Annotated in this window: 14 protein-coding genes; 3 read left to right on the top strand and 11 right to left on the bottom strand. The window is 59.9% G+C overall.

The window, feature by feature from the left end; genetic code table 11:
• Window positions 1–87 precede the first annotated feature (87 nt).
• On the top strand, window positions 88–873 hold the full coding sequence (locus tag HF675_RS02300; RefSeq protein WP_187043981.1) for a helix-turn-helix domain-containing protein: 786 nt from the start codon (window positions 88–90) through the stop codon (window positions 871–873).
• A 27-nt stretch (window positions 874–900) separates the two neighbouring features.
• Here HF675_RS02300 and cybC read toward each other — a convergent pair whose 3' ends face one another.
• Together cybC and pmbA are read right to left on the bottom strand one after the other, a co-directional pair.
• Window positions 901–1,287 carry a cytochrome b562 gene (gene cybC / locus HF675_RS02295; protein WP_111736296.1) on the bottom strand — a complete coding sequence of 129 codons (387 nt, stop codon included), beginning with the start codon at window positions 1,285–1,287 and terminating at the stop codon, window positions 901–903.
• Between the two features lie 143 nt (window positions 1,288–1,430).
• Complete coding sequence (gene pmbA, locus HF675_RS02290) at window positions 1,431–2,771, bottom strand: metalloprotease PmbA (protein WP_105232779.1); 1,341 nt, start codon at window positions 2,769–2,771, stop codon at window positions 1,431–1,433.
• A 177-nt stretch (window positions 2,772–2,948) separates the two neighbouring features.
• Between pmbA and yjgA the strand changes: the two genes are divergently transcribed.
• Complete coding sequence (gene yjgA, locus HF675_RS02285) at window positions 2,949–3,497, top strand: ribosome biogenesis factor YjgA (protein WP_105232780.1); 549 nt, start codon at window positions 2,949–2,951, stop codon at window positions 3,495–3,497.
• Window positions 3,498–3,538: 41 nt separating this feature from the next.
• Here yjgA and HF675_RS02280 read toward each other — a convergent pair whose 3' ends face one another.
• From HF675_RS02280 to aaeX, 5 genes are all read right to left on the bottom strand, one after another.
• Complete coding sequence (locus tag HF675_RS02280; RefSeq protein ID WP_105232781.1) at window positions 3,539–3,841, bottom strand: barstar family protein; 303 nt, start codon at window positions 3,839–3,841, stop codon at window positions 3,539–3,541.
• A 5-nt stretch (window positions 3,842–3,846) separates the two neighbouring features.
• Window positions 3,847–4,305 carry a ribonuclease domain-containing protein gene (locus HF675_RS02275; protein ID WP_105232782.1) on the bottom strand — a complete coding sequence of 153 codons (459 nt, stop codon included), beginning with the start codon at window positions 4,303–4,305 and terminating at the stop codon, window positions 3,847–3,849.
• A 317-nt stretch (window positions 4,306–4,622) separates the two neighbouring features.
• Entirely contained in the window at window positions 4,623–6,590 is a 1,968-nt protein-coding gene (aaeB, locus tag HF675_RS02270) for a p-hydroxybenzoic acid efflux pump subunit AaeB (RefSeq protein ID WP_105232783.1), read from the bottom strand.
• Window positions 6,590–7,525: a p-hydroxybenzoic acid efflux pump subunit AaeA gene (aaeA, locus tag HF675_RS02265; RefSeq protein ID WP_105232784.1), complete on the bottom strand. Its 936-nt coding sequence runs from the start codon at window positions 7,523–7,525 to the stop codon at window positions 6,590–6,592. Before aaeA ends, aaeB begins: the two co-directional genes overlap by 1 nt.
• A gap of 7 nt (window positions 7,526–7,532) precedes the next feature.
• On the bottom strand, window positions 7,533–7,736 hold the full coding sequence (gene aaeX, locus HF675_RS02260; protein WP_004958078.1) for a p-hydroxybenzoic acid efflux pump operon protein AaeX: 204 nt from the start codon (window positions 7,734–7,736) through the stop codon (window positions 7,533–7,535).
• Window positions 7,737–8,067: 331 nt separating this feature from the next.
• Between aaeX and aaeR the strand changes: the two genes are divergently transcribed.
• Complete coding sequence (gene aaeR, locus HF675_RS02255) at window positions 8,068–8,979, top strand: HTH-type transcriptional activator AaeR (RefSeq protein ID WP_105232785.1); 912 nt, start codon at window positions 8,068–8,070, stop codon at window positions 8,977–8,979.
• Between the two features lie 83 nt (window positions 8,980–9,062).
• Here aaeR and tldD read toward each other — a convergent pair whose 3' ends face one another.
• From tldD to rng, 4 genes are all read right to left on the bottom strand, one after another.
• The gene (tldD, locus tag HF675_RS02250; protein ID WP_111736294.1) at window positions 9,063–10,508 is read right to left on the bottom strand and encodes a metalloprotease TldD; all 1,446 of its coding nucleotides are present in this window, start codon (window positions 10,506–10,508) and stop codon (window positions 9,063–9,065) included.
• A 7-nt stretch (window positions 10,509–10,515) separates the two neighbouring features.
• Window positions 10,516–11,376: a deaminated glutathione amidase gene (gene nit1 / locus HF675_RS02245; RefSeq protein WP_105232787.1), complete on the bottom strand. Its 861-nt coding sequence runs from the start codon at window positions 11,374–11,376 to the stop codon at window positions 10,516–10,518.
• Window positions 11,373–15,185, bottom strand: a complete 3,813-nt coding sequence (gene yhdP, locus HF675_RS02240) for an AsmA2 domain-containing protein YhdP (protein WP_187043980.1) — start codon at window positions 15,183–15,185, stop codon at window positions 11,373–11,375. The genes nit1 and yhdP overlap by 4 nt, the downstream gene beginning before the upstream one ends.
• Window positions 15,186–15,261: 76 nt before the next feature.
• Window positions 15,262–16,731 carry a ribonuclease G gene (gene rng / locus HF675_RS02235; RefSeq protein ID WP_105232789.1) on the bottom strand — a complete coding sequence of 490 codons (1,470 nt, stop codon included), beginning with the start codon at window positions 16,729–16,731 and terminating at the stop codon, window positions 15,262–15,264.
• Window positions 16,732–16,742: the final 11 nt, after the last annotated feature.

Below are 16,742 nucleotides of genomic sequence, written 5' to 3'. Positions count from 1 at the left end.
CGACAGGATAAAAGCGATCGTCTCTGGCTTGCATACGCCGTTATGCCATCTATCATTGCATTTCGGTCAACTTTCCCGGCAACTCCGATGCACAATGTCCCGATCGACGAAGTCGATCACCTGGCGCGTCCGGTTATCGCCCTCGCCAGAAATTATCCGTCCGGCTATCTGCTGCCGATGCACAGCCACCGCCGCGCCCAGCTGCTGTACGGCGCCACCGGCGTCATGCACGTCACGACGCGGCAGGGCAACTGGCTGGTGCCGCCGCAGCGGGCGGTATGGCTGCCGCCGGGCATGCCGCATCAGGTGACGATGATCGGCGTGACGACCCACAGTCTGTATCTCGAGCCGGCAGCCCTGCCGGAGACGGTGCGTGCGGCGCCCTGTCGGGTGGTCAGCATCTCACCGCTGATGCGCCAGTTGCTGATGGCCGCCGTGGAGATGCCGCTTGAATACGCGCAGCACGGTCGCGACGGCGCGCTGATCGTCCTGCTGCTGCATGAAATCGCGCTCATGCCGGCATTGCCGCTGCACATTCCGCTACCGGCCGATGCGCGGCTGCGTGCGCTGTGCCACGCGTTTTTACAACGGCCGGATATTCATCTGCCGCCGCAGCAGTGGGCCGAACGGCTATATATGAGCCTGCGCAGCTTCAGCCGTTTCTTTCAGCGGCAAACCGGCATGTCATTTTCACAATGGCGGCAGCGGGCGGCGGTGGTGCTGGCACTGGCGCGGCTGGCCGCCGGCGACAGCGTGACGCAGATAGCGCTGGATCTGGGTTATGAGAATAGCGCGGCGTTTTCCGCCATGTTCCGCCGGGTGCTGGGGCAGACGCCCTCCAGCTTTCTGCAGGGCGGCACGGCGGAGCGATAAGCGGCGGGAAGACCGCCGCCACGGCGCTTAGCGATATTTTTGATGATAGGTGTCGCGGGTGGTTTTAAAGGCTTCCGCCTGCTTTTTCGCCTCGGCCAATTTGCCCTGATTCGCCAGCGCCAGCGAGGCGTCAATCTGGCCGATCAGCGTATCCAGACCGTGACGGAAGCCCTTCATTTCCGGGCTGTCCGGCGCTTTATCCTCCAGCTTGGGCGGCGTGCCCTGCTTGGCGTCCTGCGCGGCCGCGCGCATATTTTGCAGGCTTTGTTTGAAACTGTCGGCGGAATCGGTTTTTAACGCGGTTTTATAGTTGCCGGCGATGATATCCATATTTTCATCAAGATCGGCCGCCGTTGCCAGAGAACTGACGCCCAGCAGTGCCAACGCCGCCAGCGCTTTCAGTGTATTGTTCATGCTCACCTTCCGTTATTGTTTTAATTAACCGCTGGTTAACATAGGCGGCATACGGAAAAAGCGAAACCAGAGATTTGTAAGGAAGGTTAAAGGCTGGGGAGAGAGTAATTCTGGCCGGCGCAGCGCCGGCCATCGCGCCGTGATTACTGACCGGCGATTTTCATTTCCGGCAGCAGCACCGAGCCGCACTGGATATTGCTGCGGGTTTCGATATCACTGCCGACGCTGACGATATTACGCAGCATATCTTTCAGGTTGCCGGCAATGGTGATCTCGCTGACCGGATACTGGATTTCGCCGTTCTCCACCCAGAAGCCCGCCGCGCCGCGCGAATAGTCGCCGGTCACGCCGCTGACGCCCTGGCCCATCAGTTCGGTTACCACCAGGCCGGTGCCCAGTTGCTTGAGCATGCCGGCAAAGTCATTACCCTGGCCGGCAATACGCCAGTTATGGATGCCGCCCGCGTGGCCGGTGCTGTGCAGACCCAGCTTGCGCGCCGCGTAGCTGGTCAGCAGCCAGGTTTGCAGCACGCCATCCTTCACGATATCGCGACGCTGGGTGCGCACGCCTTCGCTGTCGAACGGCGTCGAGGCCAGCCCCTTCAGCAGATGCGGATGCTCTTCAATGGTCAGCCACTCCGGCAGAATTTGCGTGCCGAGCGCGTCCAGCAGGAAGGTGGATTTACGGTAGACGCTGCTGCCGCTGATGGCGCCGACCAGATGGCCGAACAGCCCGGTCGCCACTTCCGAGGCAAACAGCACCGGCGCCTTCATGGTTGCCAGCTTGCGCGGCGCCAGACGCGACAGGGTGCGGCGTGCGCACTCCTCGCCCACCCACTCCGGGCTGGCCAGATCGTTCAGATCGCGGCCGATGGTATAAGCGTAATCCCGCTCCATATCGCCCTGATGCTCGGCGATCACGCAGCTGGACAGCGAATGGCGGCTGGAACAGTAGCTTTGCAGCATGCCGTGGCTGTTGCCGAACACCTTAATGCCGTAGTGGCTGTTAAAGCTGCCGCCTTCGGTATTGGTGATGCGCGAATCGGCACCAAGCGACGCCTGTTCGGCACGCGCCGCCAGTTCAATGCCGCGTTCCGCATCCAGTTCCGCCGGGTGGAAGAGATCGAGATCCGGCGCTTCAAACGCCAGCAGATCCTTTTCCGCCGGGCCGGCATAAGGATCTGGTGAGGTGTAGCGGGCAATATCCAGCGCTGCCTGTACGGTGCGCGCAATAGCGTCCGGGCTGAGATCCGTCGACGACGCGCTGCCTTTGCGCTGCTGATAATAGACGGTAATACCCAGCGCGCCGTCGCTGTTGAACTCGACGTTTTCAACCTCGCCAAAGCGGGTGCTGACGCTGATGCCGGTGGTTTTCGTCACGGCGACCTCTGCCGCATCGCAACCGACCGCCGCCAGATCCAGCGCCTGGGAAACCGCGTTTTCCAGCGTCTTGCGCTGCTGTGCAACCTGAGTGACTACTTTCATCAATCTGCCATAATTTAGAAATCCATAGCCTTGAGTCTAACAGGAAGCGCGTAGAATTTCGCATCTCCGGCGGCAGTATTTCGCACGCTAATCTGCGCGCGATCGCCGCCATGCCAATTATTTTGGGGTTCGCCGCGGCAACCTGTTAGGATTAGCCTCTTTTTAACGGAGCCTACCATGAAAAAACAACCTGAAGACTGGCTCGACGATGTCCCGGACAATGAAAACGAGGACGATGACGAGATTATCTGGGTCAGCAAAAGTGAAATTAAACGTGACGCCGAAGCGTTAAAAGACCTGGGCAGCGAGCTGGTTGATTTAGGGAAAAACGCGCTGGAACGCATCCCGCTGGATGACGATCTGCGCGCCGCCGTCGAACTGGCGCAGAAGATCAAGAAAGAAGGCCGCCGCCGCCAGATCCAGCTGATCGGCAAACTGCTGCGCGCCCGTGACGTCGAGCCGATTCAGACCGCGCTGGACAAGCTGAAAAACCGCCATAACCAGCAGGTTTCACTGTTCCATAAGCTGGAGTCGCTGCGCGATCGTCTGGTAGAGGAAGGGGATGAGGCGATCCCGGCGGTGCTGGAGCTGTATCCGCAAGCCGATCGCCAGCAGCTGCGCTCGCTGGTGCGCAACGCGCAGAAAGAGAAAGCCGCCAACAAAACGCCCAAGGCTGCCCGTCAGATCTTTCAGTATCTGCGCGACCTGGCTGAAGCCGCCGAGTAATGCATTACGGCGTCGCCGGCATCATGGGATGAATCACACGTTCATCCCCGATGATGCGCGGCGGCGACGCCGTCGGCTTCACGCATATTGAAATACAGACTGCCTTCCAGCTCTTCTTCCGCCTCCTCAAACAGCAGAATGATCGCGCCAAAACGACGTTTGCGACGGTTATCAAGATTGGTGAACTCAATCTCGACCGGCAGACCGATCTCCCCGGTCACCACGTCCCACAACGCATCCAGATTGGCGCCGAAACCGTCCCCCAGCGCAAACTTATCGGCAAAATCGCGATAAAACGCCGGCAGGTCAGGGATCTGGCTGAAATCAAACTCTACTTTCCCCATCAAACTCACTCCACCCGAATGAAGTTTTTGTAGTGATCGCGCGTAACGAATATCAGGCCGTCGCTGGAATACAACAGCCGATCGGCGCCGCGGCGACCGCAGCGGTAATTGATATCCGCTTCACGCCATACCCGTTTGTGGGCGCTCGGCAGCCGTCCTTCCCGGTTCGAGAAGCGATCGCCGCCAATCGCCTTGCCCGGCAGCACGCTGCACAGATTGCCGCTGCGTGCGTCCCAGCCCTGCTCCCGCGCCTGTCTCTTGCTGATGTAATAGTCCGGCAAACGCTGATGCCGCTGCAAATAACTGACTACCCGCTGCTGCTGCGTCAGCTGGTCGATACTTGCCGACGCCTTCTCGGCCACCGCCGGTACGTTGGAAATCGCCCGATCGCCGGTATCGCGCAGCATGTTAAACCCGGCCACCGCCACGGCGATCGCTATCGCCACGAGAATCCGCTTGTTCATGACTTTCCCTGACATCCGGGCCTGTACGCCCCTGTGTTATATAAATGAATATTATGAATGAAAGATGAACGTCGCGTAACCTTTCCCATCGGGAGTCATTACGCGCCGAACCGGCGCCTGATGCAGCACAACCACCGCGCCGCAACGCCCGACGCCGCCTGTTATCATGCCATTTTACGGCGTCGCTGACACGCGTAACCGCCCCGCCAGCGGCAGCCACGACAGAAAAACGCATCTTTTTTCAGTATAGTCTTAGAGGAACGGCAAGACAGCACGCCCCGGCCCGATTACCGCCGGCGGCGTGCTAAAGCGCAGGATTAATCAATTAACGCGTGGCGATAACGATGCAGCATATCCGCCAGACGACGTACCGGACCGGTAACGCTGAGCGGCGCATGGTTATCCACCAGCTTCTGCTGATATTCATTCATTTCGCTGAGCAGACGATCGTAGTAATACGCCCGCTTCACCTCGTTTTTGGCGCTCACCACGCGGTCGGCGGTGCGGCGAATCTGGCGGTGGAACACCGACAGCTCTTCGCTGGCGGGGATCTCGGCGCGCTGCATCCGCTGGTGCGCAATAATCAGGTTCAGCGCCAGACGGTATTTGGCAATATCGTTGGGGAACATCATCAACAGCTGGTTCAGCTGCTGATACAGCGCCGGCAGGTGGTTCTCCCGCCGCTTGGCCGCCTTGGTGGTCAGGGCCGATACCGCGCTGCTGACGAAGCTGTTCAGCAACGTACGGCCGGTGCGCTCACGCGAGTTATCGCGAATCAGCAGCAGCACCATCAAACCGACGCAGCTGCCGAGGAACTGGCCGATAGAGGCATCAAGGAACTGCGTAACGTTGAACTCCATCGGGTTGCTGAGCACCAGAATATTGATGGTGCCGGCCAGCGTCCCCAGAGAGCCAAGCCGCCGCTTCTGTACCTCAATGCCGATAATAAACGCCAGTAATCCCAGGCTGAGACAGAGCAGCAGAATGCTTTGCTGCGTCGCCGGGATGATCACCATAAAGTACAGCGCCCCCAGCGGTATCGCCACCAGCATGCCCAGTACAAAGTCCATCGCCACCATGCGCGGGTTCGGCGTGCGCATCGCCAGCGAGGTGATAACGGCGATAATCACCATAAAGCCGCTGCCGGAGGTCCAGCCGGTCCACAGCCACAGCAGGCAGCCCAGCGCGGTGGCGGTAAAGGTGCGCAGGCCGTTAATCATCGCGTGGTGTCCCTCTGCTGAAGCCGGTTTGATTTCGACTTCTGCGCTGAGGATATCCTCCTCCACACCGCTGATGCTGCTGTTGGTGTGCACGCCTTTTGCCAACAGCAGGTAACGGGTCGCCGCGCCGACCCAGCTGGATACCGTCAACAGCGTGTCATCGGTGCGATGCACCGTCAGCACCTGACGCATCACTTTCATGCGGCGGTGAATATCCTGCGGCGTCTCCGCCGGCTCCATCAGCAGTTCGCGCAGATTTTCGCTCAGCGCGTCCGGATGGTTGAGCAGAATCAGGTAGGTTTCGCAGGCCTGGGTAATCAGCGTCAGCGACAGCGTATGCAACGCACGCGCGCGGCGGTTGACCTTCTGCCAGTGCGAGGACTCCATCATCAGGTTGGCGCGCATGCCGTTCAGCGCGGTGGTGCCTTTCACCAGGTTGCCCCAGGCGCGGTCGATCTCTTCCTTGTCCGCATTACTGATACACATCTGCAGCAGTTTATACTGCTGCACCAGCAGGTTATCCACCGCCCGGTCGATATCCTGTTTGATCGAGCGCGGGGAGAACAAGAGATCCGCCAGCACCGCGCTGACGATCCCCAGCACGATCTCGCTGCAGCGCTCCACGGCGAACTGCGGCGCCTCCAGCAGGTGCGACTCGCTGGTGGCCACCGTCACGATAATGATCAGCGCGGTATAGCCTGCCAGCCCCCAGGCGTAAGAGTTTTCCACCTTGATCAGCGATGAGATCCAGGTGCAGACGCCGGCCCAGATGCAGCACAGCAGCAGCATCACCACCGGCGCACGCGCGGTGGTGACGATAATCAACAGGCCGACAAAGCAGCCGATAAACGTACCGATAATACGCAGCCAGCCGCGGTAGCGGATAGCGCCGGAAAACGGCTCGCCGCCGGCGGCAAAGGCCGGTCCGGCGGCGACGATGGCGGCGGTCATTGCCGACCAGCGCGGCGTTTCCAGGTTGAGATGAAAGCCGACAAACAGTGCGAAGACGATCGCAAAACTCAGTTTGAACGCAAATCTCAAGCGGATAAAGGTTGGGTTATTCATTAACCGAACTCACGCAGCCGGTGCATCAGCTTGACGAACGGCGACTCGCGGTCGCTATCGCGGTCGTTCTGGCCGGTGATCACCACGGTGGCCGTCGTGCCGGCAGGGTATGGATGCTGCTGGTCTTTCGCATCCAGCATGATTTTTACCGGCACGCGCTGCGCCAGACGCACCCACTCCAGGTTGCTGTCGATGGCAGCCAGGCCTTTGCTGTCATTGCTGCTGCTGCTGTTGTTCACCGCCGCCGCCACGCTGTCCACCGTACCGTGCATAATACGGTTGCTGCCGAGCGGAGTAATCTCTGCGCGATCGCCGCGGTTCAGGCCGTGCAGCTTGGTCTCTTCCATATAGGCCAGAATATAGAAGGTGTTCTTTTTCACCAGCGCCACCGCGGTGGAACCGCGGGTGATAAAATCGCCGGCGTGCACGGTCAGGTTGGTTATCCAACCGTCCGCCGGCGCACGCACCGTGGTACGCTCCAGATCGAGCTTGGCCTGATCGCGCACCGCGATCGCCTTCGCCAGCTGGTGCTGTACGGTTTCCAGCGCGTTGCTGGCCTGTTCAATCTCTTCGCGCGACATGGCGTCAACGCCCAGACGCACGCGGCGGCTCGCCTCACGCTTTTTCTCTGCGGCCAGCGCCTGGTAATACGCCACGTCGGCGCCGGCTTCCGCCAACGCCTGCTGATAGCGCGGCTGATCGACCACAAACAGCACCTGGCCCTTTTTCACCAGTTGGTTATCTGTCACCAACACATCGCTCAGCAGACCGCTGACGTCCGGCGCGATCGCCACCACATCGGCGGTAAATTTGGCGTCACGCGTCCACGGCGATTCGGTATAAAACACCCAGGCCTTGAAGACGGCGATAATCCCCAGCAGGACAAGGATCAGAGTGATCGCGATTCTGGCTATTTTTATTGAAAATGTTTTCACAGCGACCTCAAACAAAAAGACACGAAATCAGATAAAACAGGCAGCAATACAGCGCAGTATTGAACAGCGCCGGATGCCAGACAAAATCATAAATACCGGTCGGCTGTAGCAGTCGACGCAGCACAAAAAACAGCGCCAGCGACACGATCAGCTCGAAAAATACCGGGGGAAACGACAGTCCGAAGATAACCATCACCGGAAGCAAACTCATCATTTTTTCCTTATTGTTTACTACGCCGGGGAAGACACGTCTTACTCATATTAATTCACATTATATTTACATTTTAGCGAATGCGCGCCACACCCTATGCCCAGACAGGTTGTCCAGGCTATAAACCTGAAAAAAGGTTAAACTCAAGGCATACATCCGCGATAAGAAAGTGCGAGGGCAACCGGGTCGCGCTGCAACGGGCACATCGCGCAGCATCTGAATACCGCGCTTCTGCGCACAAGTTTTACACCCGGCACTGGTTATATTAGCCTGCTTACTATCAAGTCATCAACAATCTGTGATCTAAATCACTTTTAAGCCAGAGTGAATAATGGAAAGACTAAAACGGATGTCGGTATACGCCAAAGTGGTTGAGTGCGGTTCATTTACCGCCGCCGCGCGCCAGTTAGGCATGAGCGTATCCTCCATCAGCCAGACCGTGTCCAAACTGGAAAATGATTTGCAGGTCAAGCTGCTCAACCGCAGCACGCGCAGCATCGGCCTGACAGAAGCGGGTAAAATCTATTATCAGGGCTGCCGCCGCATGCTGCTGGAAGCCAACGAAGTCCACGAGCAGCTGTACGCCTTTAATAATACCCCGACCGGCAACTTACGCATCGGCAGCTCTTCAACCATGGCGCAAAACGTACTGGCCACCATGACCGCCGATATGCTGAAAGAGTATCCCGGCCTGAAGGTGAATCTGGTCACCGGCATTCCGGCGCCCGATCTGATCGCCGACGGGCTGGACGTGGTGATCCGCGTCGGCGCGCTGCAGGATTCCAGCCTGTTCTCCAAGCGGCTGGGCTCGATGCCGATGGTGGTATGCGCCGCCAAAAGTTACCTGGCCGCGCACGGCACGCCGCGCACTCCCAGCGATATGGTGAATTTTTCCTGGCTGGAGTACAGCGTGCGGCCGGACAGCGAGTTTGAACTGATTGCCCCGGAGGGCATCAGCACGCGCATTTCGCCGCAGGGGCGCTTTGTCACCAACGATTCACAAACCATGATCCGCTGGCTGAAAGCCGGCGCCGGCATCGCCTATGCGCCGTTGATGTGGGTGATCGACGAAATCAAACGCGGCGAAGTGGAGATTCTGTTCAAACGCTACCATTCCGATCCGCGCCCGGTGTATGCGCTGTATACCGAAAAGGACAAACTGCCGCTGAAAGTGCAGGTCTGTATCAACTACCTGACCGAATACTTCCAAAAGGTCGGCGAGCTTTATCAGGGCTACCGCTGACACGCCGGTAATAAAAGACAAAAAAATACCGGTCGGGGTGAGCCGACCGGCATATCTGACGGACCAAACGGCGGTCTGAGCGCTTACGCCGTGCCGCCCACCGTCAGGTTATCCAGCTTCAGCGTCGGCTGGCCGACGCCCACCGGCACGCTCTGCCCCTCTTTACCGCAGACGCCGACGCCTTTATCCAGCGCCAGATCGTTGCCAACCATCGAGATCTGCTGCATCGCCTCAATGCCGGAGCCGATCAGCGTCGCGCCTTTCACCGGTTTGGTGATGCGCCCTTTCTCGATCAGGTAGGCCTCGGAGGTGGAGAAGACGAACTTGCCGGAGGTGATGTCCACCTGTCCGCCGCCAAAGTTCGGCGCATACAGGCCGTACTCTACGCTGGCGATAATCTCTTCCGGCGTCGACTGGCCCGCCAGCATGTAGGTGTTGGTCATGCGCGGCATCGGCAGGTGCGCATAAGATTCGCGGCGGCCGTTGCCGGTCGGCGCTACGCCCATCAGGCGCGCATTCAGTTTGTCCTGCATATAGCCCTTCAGCACGCCGTTTTCGATCAGCACGTTATACTGGCCGGGCACGCCTTCGTCATCGATAGCCAGCGAACCGCGACGTCCCTGCATGGTGCCGTCATCCACCACGGTGCAAAGCTCCGACGCCACCAACTGCCCCATCTGTCCGCTGAAGACCGACGAGCCGCGGCGGTTGAAGTCCCCCTCCAGGCCGTGGCCGACCGCTTCATGCAGCAGCACGCCCGGCCAGCCTGCGCCCAGCACCACCGGCATACCGCCCGCCGGCGCGGCAACCGCCGACAGGTTAACCAGCGCCATGCGCACCGCCTCTTTGGCGAAGGCGTCGGCGCGCACTTCACCGTCCACCGCTTCCAGGAAATAGTCATAGCCGAAACGGCCGCCACCGCCGCTGGAACCCCGCTCACGCTTGCCGTCTTCTTCCACCAGCACGCTGACGGAAAGACGCACCAGCGGACGCACATCCGCCGCCAGCGTGCCGTCGGTAGCCGCCACCAGTACCTGCTCATAAACGCCGGTCACGCTGGCCGTCACTTCCTGCACGCGCTTATCGGCGGCGCGGGCAACCTTGTCCACCCGGTGCAGCAGGGCGATTTTCTCTTCACGCGGCAGGCTTTGCAGCGGATCGAGCAGCGGATACAGTGCCTGGTGACGAATTTCGCCCAGCGTATGCGCCTTGCCGTCTCCCTGTTCGCGCACGATGCTGCGCGCGGCCTGGGCGCTCTGGTTCAGCGCGTTAAGGGTAATCTGGTCGGCATAGGCGAAACCGGTTTTCTCGCCGCTGACGGCGCGCACGCCGACGCCCTGATCGATATTGTAAGAGCCGTCTTTAATGATGCCGTCTTCAATCACCCAGGCTTCGTGGTAGCTGGACTGGAAATAGAGATCGGCATAGTCGAGTCGGCGTTCGGACAGTTGCCCCAATACCGAATGCAGGTCTTGATGACTCAGCTTATTGGCAGTAAGTAACTGCTCACTGACAAGCGTCAGGCTCATAATTTTTTCACTCTTGATTGGAGGATTTATGTTCAGACGGCGCCTGCAGCGACGTCTGGAATCTGTTGTGCTGCCGCACCGGCATCTGGGCGCGCATGGTCTTCAGCACCTCGGTGTCGACGCGCACTTTAATGGCGGACACGGCGTCGGGGTTCTCTTTCATAATATTCCCCCAGCCGTCCACCGCCATGGTATGTCCCCAGGTACGGCGCGTCTGGCCATGGCGGCCAACCTGCGCGGGCGCCAGGATCACGCACTGGTTCTCAATCGCCCGGGCACGCAGCAGAATCTCCCAGTGCGCCTCGCCGGTAACGCGGGTAAAGGCGGAAGGTACGGAAATCAGCTCTGCCCCCTGATCGCGCAGCGCCTGATACAGCCCGGGAAAACGCAGATCATAACAGATAGTCATCCCGAGGCGGCCGACCGGCGTATCCACCACCGTCAGTTGCCGGCCATGCTGATAGGTATCTGATTCGCGATAGTGCGCATGTACGTCGTTGATATCGACATCGAACATATGCAGCTTATCGTAACGCCCGCGCAGCTCGCCCTGTTCGTCGAACAGCAGGCTGCTGGTAGTGATGCGCTGCGGATCTTCACGGCTGATTAACGGCATCGAGCCGATCAGCAGCCAGACGCCGTAGCGGCGCGCCAGATCGCGCACCGCCTGCTGCAGCGGACCGTCGCCTTCCTGCTCGGCATGCTGACGATACGCCTCGGCGTCGGCGAACAGCAAGGCATTTTCCGGCGTCATCACCAGTTTCACACCGGTATTGAGCTGCTTGATCTGCTGCTCAATCTGCGCCAGGTTATCCCGGACGCGATCGCCGCTGCACAGTTGTAACAACGCAATATTGGCATTTTTCATGACGCCTTATCCTCTTTTGGCTTACGCAACACCTCATTGATGGTCGGCTGATCCAGGCTGCCGCCGATATGGTAGCGAATCAGCGAAATCTTGTTCCACAGCGGCCCCAGCGCCTTCGACGCGGCGAATACCGCGGCGCCGACGATTGGGTTGATGACAAACGCTGTCGCCACCCCGACCGTCGCTGAAATCTCCGGCGCCACCACCGCCTGCATATCAAGCCGGCGCTGCACCAGATCGACCTGGCCGCTCATGGCGATATCCGCCGCCAGCCCGTCAACCAGCAGGTTGTCGGTATGCATTATGCCATCTTTCATCCAGATGGTGCTGCGGATGGAATCAAAGTAGAACCCGTTGCCGAACGTGTCGCTGAAATCAAACTGTAGCTTACGCAGCAGCGCATCGAAACTTACCAGGCGCAATAGCTGCCCGGCCCGGCCGCCGCCGATGCTGTCGATCTCCCCCTTGCCCATCGCCAGCTTCATGGTGCCGTTGAAGGTGTTCAGCTTCGGCTTCCACGGCTGCCCGCGCCAGTGCAGGTCGAAGTCCACATCATAGGGCGCGTCTTTCAGCGGCGTGGTGATGCCGAGGAAACTGGCGGTATCGTCAATTTTGCGCCCCAGCAGTTTCCCCTTCAGCGCGGTGCGCTCTTCCTGCGCATTCTGCTTCCACAGGCCGGTGGCGCTGACCCGTCCCTTACCGGTATCGATCAGCCCGTGCTCCAGCGTCAGCGTATCGCCGGCGTTTTTCACATCGGCCTCGACCTTGCCCAGCTTCTGTCCGAGGAGCCAACAGCTCTGGCAGCGCAGCATCACGGACGGCCAGCCGCGGAAGGAGACGCGCTGCGCCGGCGCTGACGGCTGCGCCGCGAGCGGTGCCGGCTTGTCGTCGGCAAACTGCGGGTTGTAATACAGGTAATTGATATCGGCGCGCCACGGGCCTTTATCGGCGATCAATACGCTGCCGTCGATCTCCTTACCTTTGGCACTGACGCTGACGCCGCCAAACTGCTGGCGCGCCGCCAGCTCCAGCTGATGCCAGGCCTGGCCGCCCAGCAGCAGCTGCGGGGTGCTCAACGCCACCGTGGTCGGGAAGCGGAAGCTGCCGACCTTGCCCTGAGCGCCGCCGGACTGCTTCAGCGCAGGCGACAGCAGCGCCAGCCATTTTTCACCGTCCAGTGGCGGCAGGTTAAGCGTCAGCGACGGGCTTTGCGGCAGCGGCGGCACGCCGCCGCCGGTGCGCCACGCGGCGCGGTCCAGCGAAACCTGCTGCCGGCCGAAGGACCAGGCGCTGTTGAAGTAGTTTTGTTTACCGGCGCTGCCGTTCAGTTTGAAACCGTTAAGGCCGCCCTGTACCTTGACGTTCACCGGCAACGGTTCACCCGCCGGTTTATCTAGCGGTGGAGGTAAGTGACTGCTCACACTCTTCAGGTCAGCGTTAAGACCGATATCGTAACTGGCCGCCCCGCCGTGCGGCAGGGTAATCGCCACCTTGCCGTTCCACGGCGCGCTGCCGGACAGCGCTTTCGCCACCTCCGGCGGCACCTCCGGGATCTTGCCCGGCTGCCAGTCGCCCTTCAGGCCGACATTGACCTTATAATCCTTTGCCCCTTCTTCGGTGGTGAAGTTCACCGCCATCGGCTGACCAAACCAGTTCGCCGTCAGGGTGTTACTGGCCAGGTTGCCGTTATCGAAGGTAAATTTGCCGCTGACCTTTTCCAACGTGCTGTCCAGCGGTTTCACCAACAGCGAGTTATTGTTCAGCGTGACCTCACCTTTAGCCGCCACCAGCTTGCCGTTCAACGGGATATCAAGATGTAAGCGCCCACTGACATCCCCACCGACCTGCAGCTGTTCCAGCGCGCCGCCGATGGAATCATGCAGCGGCGTTTGCATAAAGTAGTCCCGCACATCCGGCCCGGCGCCCGCCACGTCGGCGTCAATCAGCAGACGCTGTTTACTGTAGTCCGGGATGACCGCGCGGACGTTTTTGCCGTCCACCTTGCCCAGCCTGGTGGCCGGCGCCTGCATCCACAGGCCGTCGTTGCGGAAATCCAGATCGATGGCCAGATCTTTCAGCGCCGGCCAGCCCGGCTGGAACTGGAAGGTTGAGTGGCGCAGCGGCACATACACCTCAAAGTGCCCCTCATTATGCTTATAGGGGAACTGATGCGGGTTGCCGGCATAGATCAGCGAGGCGTTATCCACCTGCCCGCCCTGAATGGCGCCGCTCAGGTAATCGACCAGGTGAGTGCCCATCAGCGGCTCCGGGAAGTAGCGCCAGGCGTCGGCGCCGTCGGACAGACGAATGCCCGCCAGAATACTCAGCCAAGGCTCGCCCTTGGCCGGCTGCCGATAGCGGAAGTCACCATTCGCCCACAGCGATTTGGCTTTCACATCCAGGTTCTGGCTGGAAAGCTCCCAGCCCTGCGCGCCATAGCGCCAGTTCAGCGCCCCGCTGGCGCTGCTGATTTCCAGCGGCGCCCGGAACATATCGCCATACGGCAACGTGCTGTTTTTCAGGTCGAGATCCAGCCTGCCGTTTTCCACCCCGCCGCTGAGCGCGCCGCTGAAGTGGTTTACCCCCGGCAACAGCTGCCAGTGCTGCCAGCTCAGGTCGCGCCAGCGCGCCTGAAACCGGCTTCTCTCCGGCTGTTTCAGCGGAATATCCAGCGCCAGCGCGTCCACCCGCCCCTGCGGCCGGATATCTTGCCAGCGCTCCAGCATATCCGGGCTGAGGAACGAGAACGTCGGCAGCAGCGACGACAGCCGCTCCAGCTGGATGTCGGTAGCGCGGATACGCAGCTCTTCCTGCTGTTCCGGCCCGATAAACCGGCTGTTTTCCGGTAGCCACAGCCCGGACAACATCCCCTGCGGCCAGGCCTGACCGTCGGTTTTAATATTCAGCTGCGGCACATCCAGCTGCCAGCCGCCGCCCTGACGTTTTACCGCCAGCGCTAAATTATCGACCTCCAGCCGGTGCGCGTCGCCGCCGACCGTCCAGCGGGCTGCGCCCTGTTTCAGCAAAGCGTTGCCGCCATAAATTTCACCCTGCTGCACCTGCAGCCAGGCGGCCAGGCTGAAGTCAGCGCTTTCCAGACCGGTATTGGACTTGAGCCAGCGGCTGAACCACGGCTTCATATCGATATCATCGGCCTGCAGGTACACCGTGCCGGTATTCAGCAGCCCTTTGTTATCATGCAGATCCATCCGCACCTGCACCGCGCCGTGCTGGCCGTTAAACGTCGACAGGCTGATTTGCCCCTCGGCACGGTGACGCTGATCGCTGTTCAGCCAGGTCAGCTGCGGAATGGCAACCTCGGCGCGCGGGCCGGACGGCGTCAGGAAAGAGACGCGGCTGTCGCGCAGGTCGAAGTGGTCAAACTGATACAGCAGCAGATCGCTGACGGTGCCGGGCTGAACGGTGCTGCCCTTGTTTTTATCGCCACCCAGCGTGGTATTGATATCCAGCTGCAGCTGATAAAAGGTGAGATCGCGGAATTGCCAGCGCCAGTGTAATAGCGACTGCCAGACGTCGAGCGCCAGCGTAACCCGATCGATATGCAGGTCACTTTTGGTCATCGCGGCGCGCAGATTGCGCACCTCCAGCCGCGGGCCGAAGCTCTCCCAACTGCCCTGAATAAAATCGGCCTGCACCGGCACGCCGGAGAGCGCCGAAACTTTCGCCAGCAACTGTGGGCGATAGCTGTTCAGTTCCGGCAGCGCCAGGCGCAGCCCACTGACCAGCAACGCCACGGCGACAATTAACGTGGCGCCTGTTGCCAACAAAATCCCAGGCAGTCGCTTCACTCTATCTCCTTGCTTCCGCTGCCCGGCAACGGGAATGAATGGGTTCCGCATGCGGACCCTGCCAATCACAGCTGACTTACATCATAACGACGTCAAACTGCTCCTGGCTGTATAACGGTTCAATCTGTACTTTAACCTGCTTGCCGACGAAGATTTCCACCTCCGCCAGCGCGTGCGACTCCTCGCTTTTCAGCGCTTCGCCTACCGCGGCCGAGGCGTAAACCAGAAAACGGTCGGTATCATAAGCATGGTGCACGCGGACGATTTCGCGCAAGATTTCATAGCATACCGTCTCAACCGTCTTGACCGTGCCGCGCCCGTTACAGGTAGGACAGTCGTTGCACAGCACATGTTCAATACTTTCACGCGTGCGTTTACGCGTCATTTCCACCAGCCCAAGCTGTGAAAAACCGTTGATGGTGGTTTTGACCCGATCCTTGCTCAGCGCCTGCTCCAGCGAGTGCAGCACCCGCCGGCGGTGTTCATCATTATTCATATCAATAAAATCGATGATAATAATGCCGCCAAGATTACGCAGCCGCAGCTGGCGGGCGATAGCCTGCGTCGCTTCAATATTGGTATTGAAAATGGTTTCGTCGAGGTTACGGTGGCCAACAAAGGCGCCGGTGTTGATATCGATGGTGGTCATCGCCTCGGTCTGATCGATGATCAGATAACCGCCGGACTTCAGCTCCACCTTACGCTCCAGCGCACGCTGGATTTCGTTCTCCACGTCGTACAGATCGAAGATCGGCTGGCTGCCGGTATATAACTCCAGCTTGCCGCTGATGTCCGGGATATATTCGCCGGTGAACTCCACCAGCAAATCGTGCGTCAGGCGCGAGTCCACGCGGATGCGATCGAGCGCCGCGCCGGCGAAATCACGCAGGATACGCTGCGCCAGCGCCAGTTCGCCGTACAGCATATATTTGGTCTGGTTGCGTTTTTTACGCTCCATTACCTTGGTCCACAGGCGCTTGAGGAACGCGGCGTCCTGCGCCAGTTCCTCATCACCAATGCCTTCTGCCGCGGTGCGGATGATAAAGCCGCCCAGCTCGTCGCAGTAATCGGCGACGATTTTTTTCAGCCGTTCGCGCTCGGCCTCGCTTTCAATACGCTGCGAAACGCCGACGTGCGCCGCGCCAGGCATAAATACCAGGTAGCGGGAAGGCAGCGTGATGTCGGTGGTCAGGCGCGCACCTTTGGTGCCCAGCGGATCTTTCACCACCTGCACCACCAGATCCTGCCCCTGGCGCACCAGTTCGGCGATATCGCGCACGTGGAAGTTTTTCCGTTCGTCGCCCGCCACGCACTCGGTGTGCGGCATAATATCGGAGGCGTGCAGAAACGCCGCCTTCTCCAGGCCGATATCGACAAAGGCCGCCTGCATGCCCGGCAGCACCCGGCTCACCCGGCCTTTGTAGATATTGCCGACGATGCCGCGCTTGGATTCGCGTTCGATGTGGATCTCTTGCAGGATGCCGCCGTCAATATAGGCAACCCGCGTTTCAGACGGTGTGATATTTACCAGTAGCTCAGCTGTCATGTCTTCTCCTC

It is taken from the genome of Serratia sp. JUb9, from assembly GCF_014298095.1.
GTDB classification, from domain to species: domain Bacteria; phylum Pseudomonadota; class Gammaproteobacteria; order Enterobacterales; family Enterobacteriaceae; genus Serratia_B; species Serratia_B rhizosphaerae.
The sequence above is the reverse complement of the archived record's forward strand: the minus strand, read 5'-3'. Positions and strand labels throughout refer to the sequence as shown.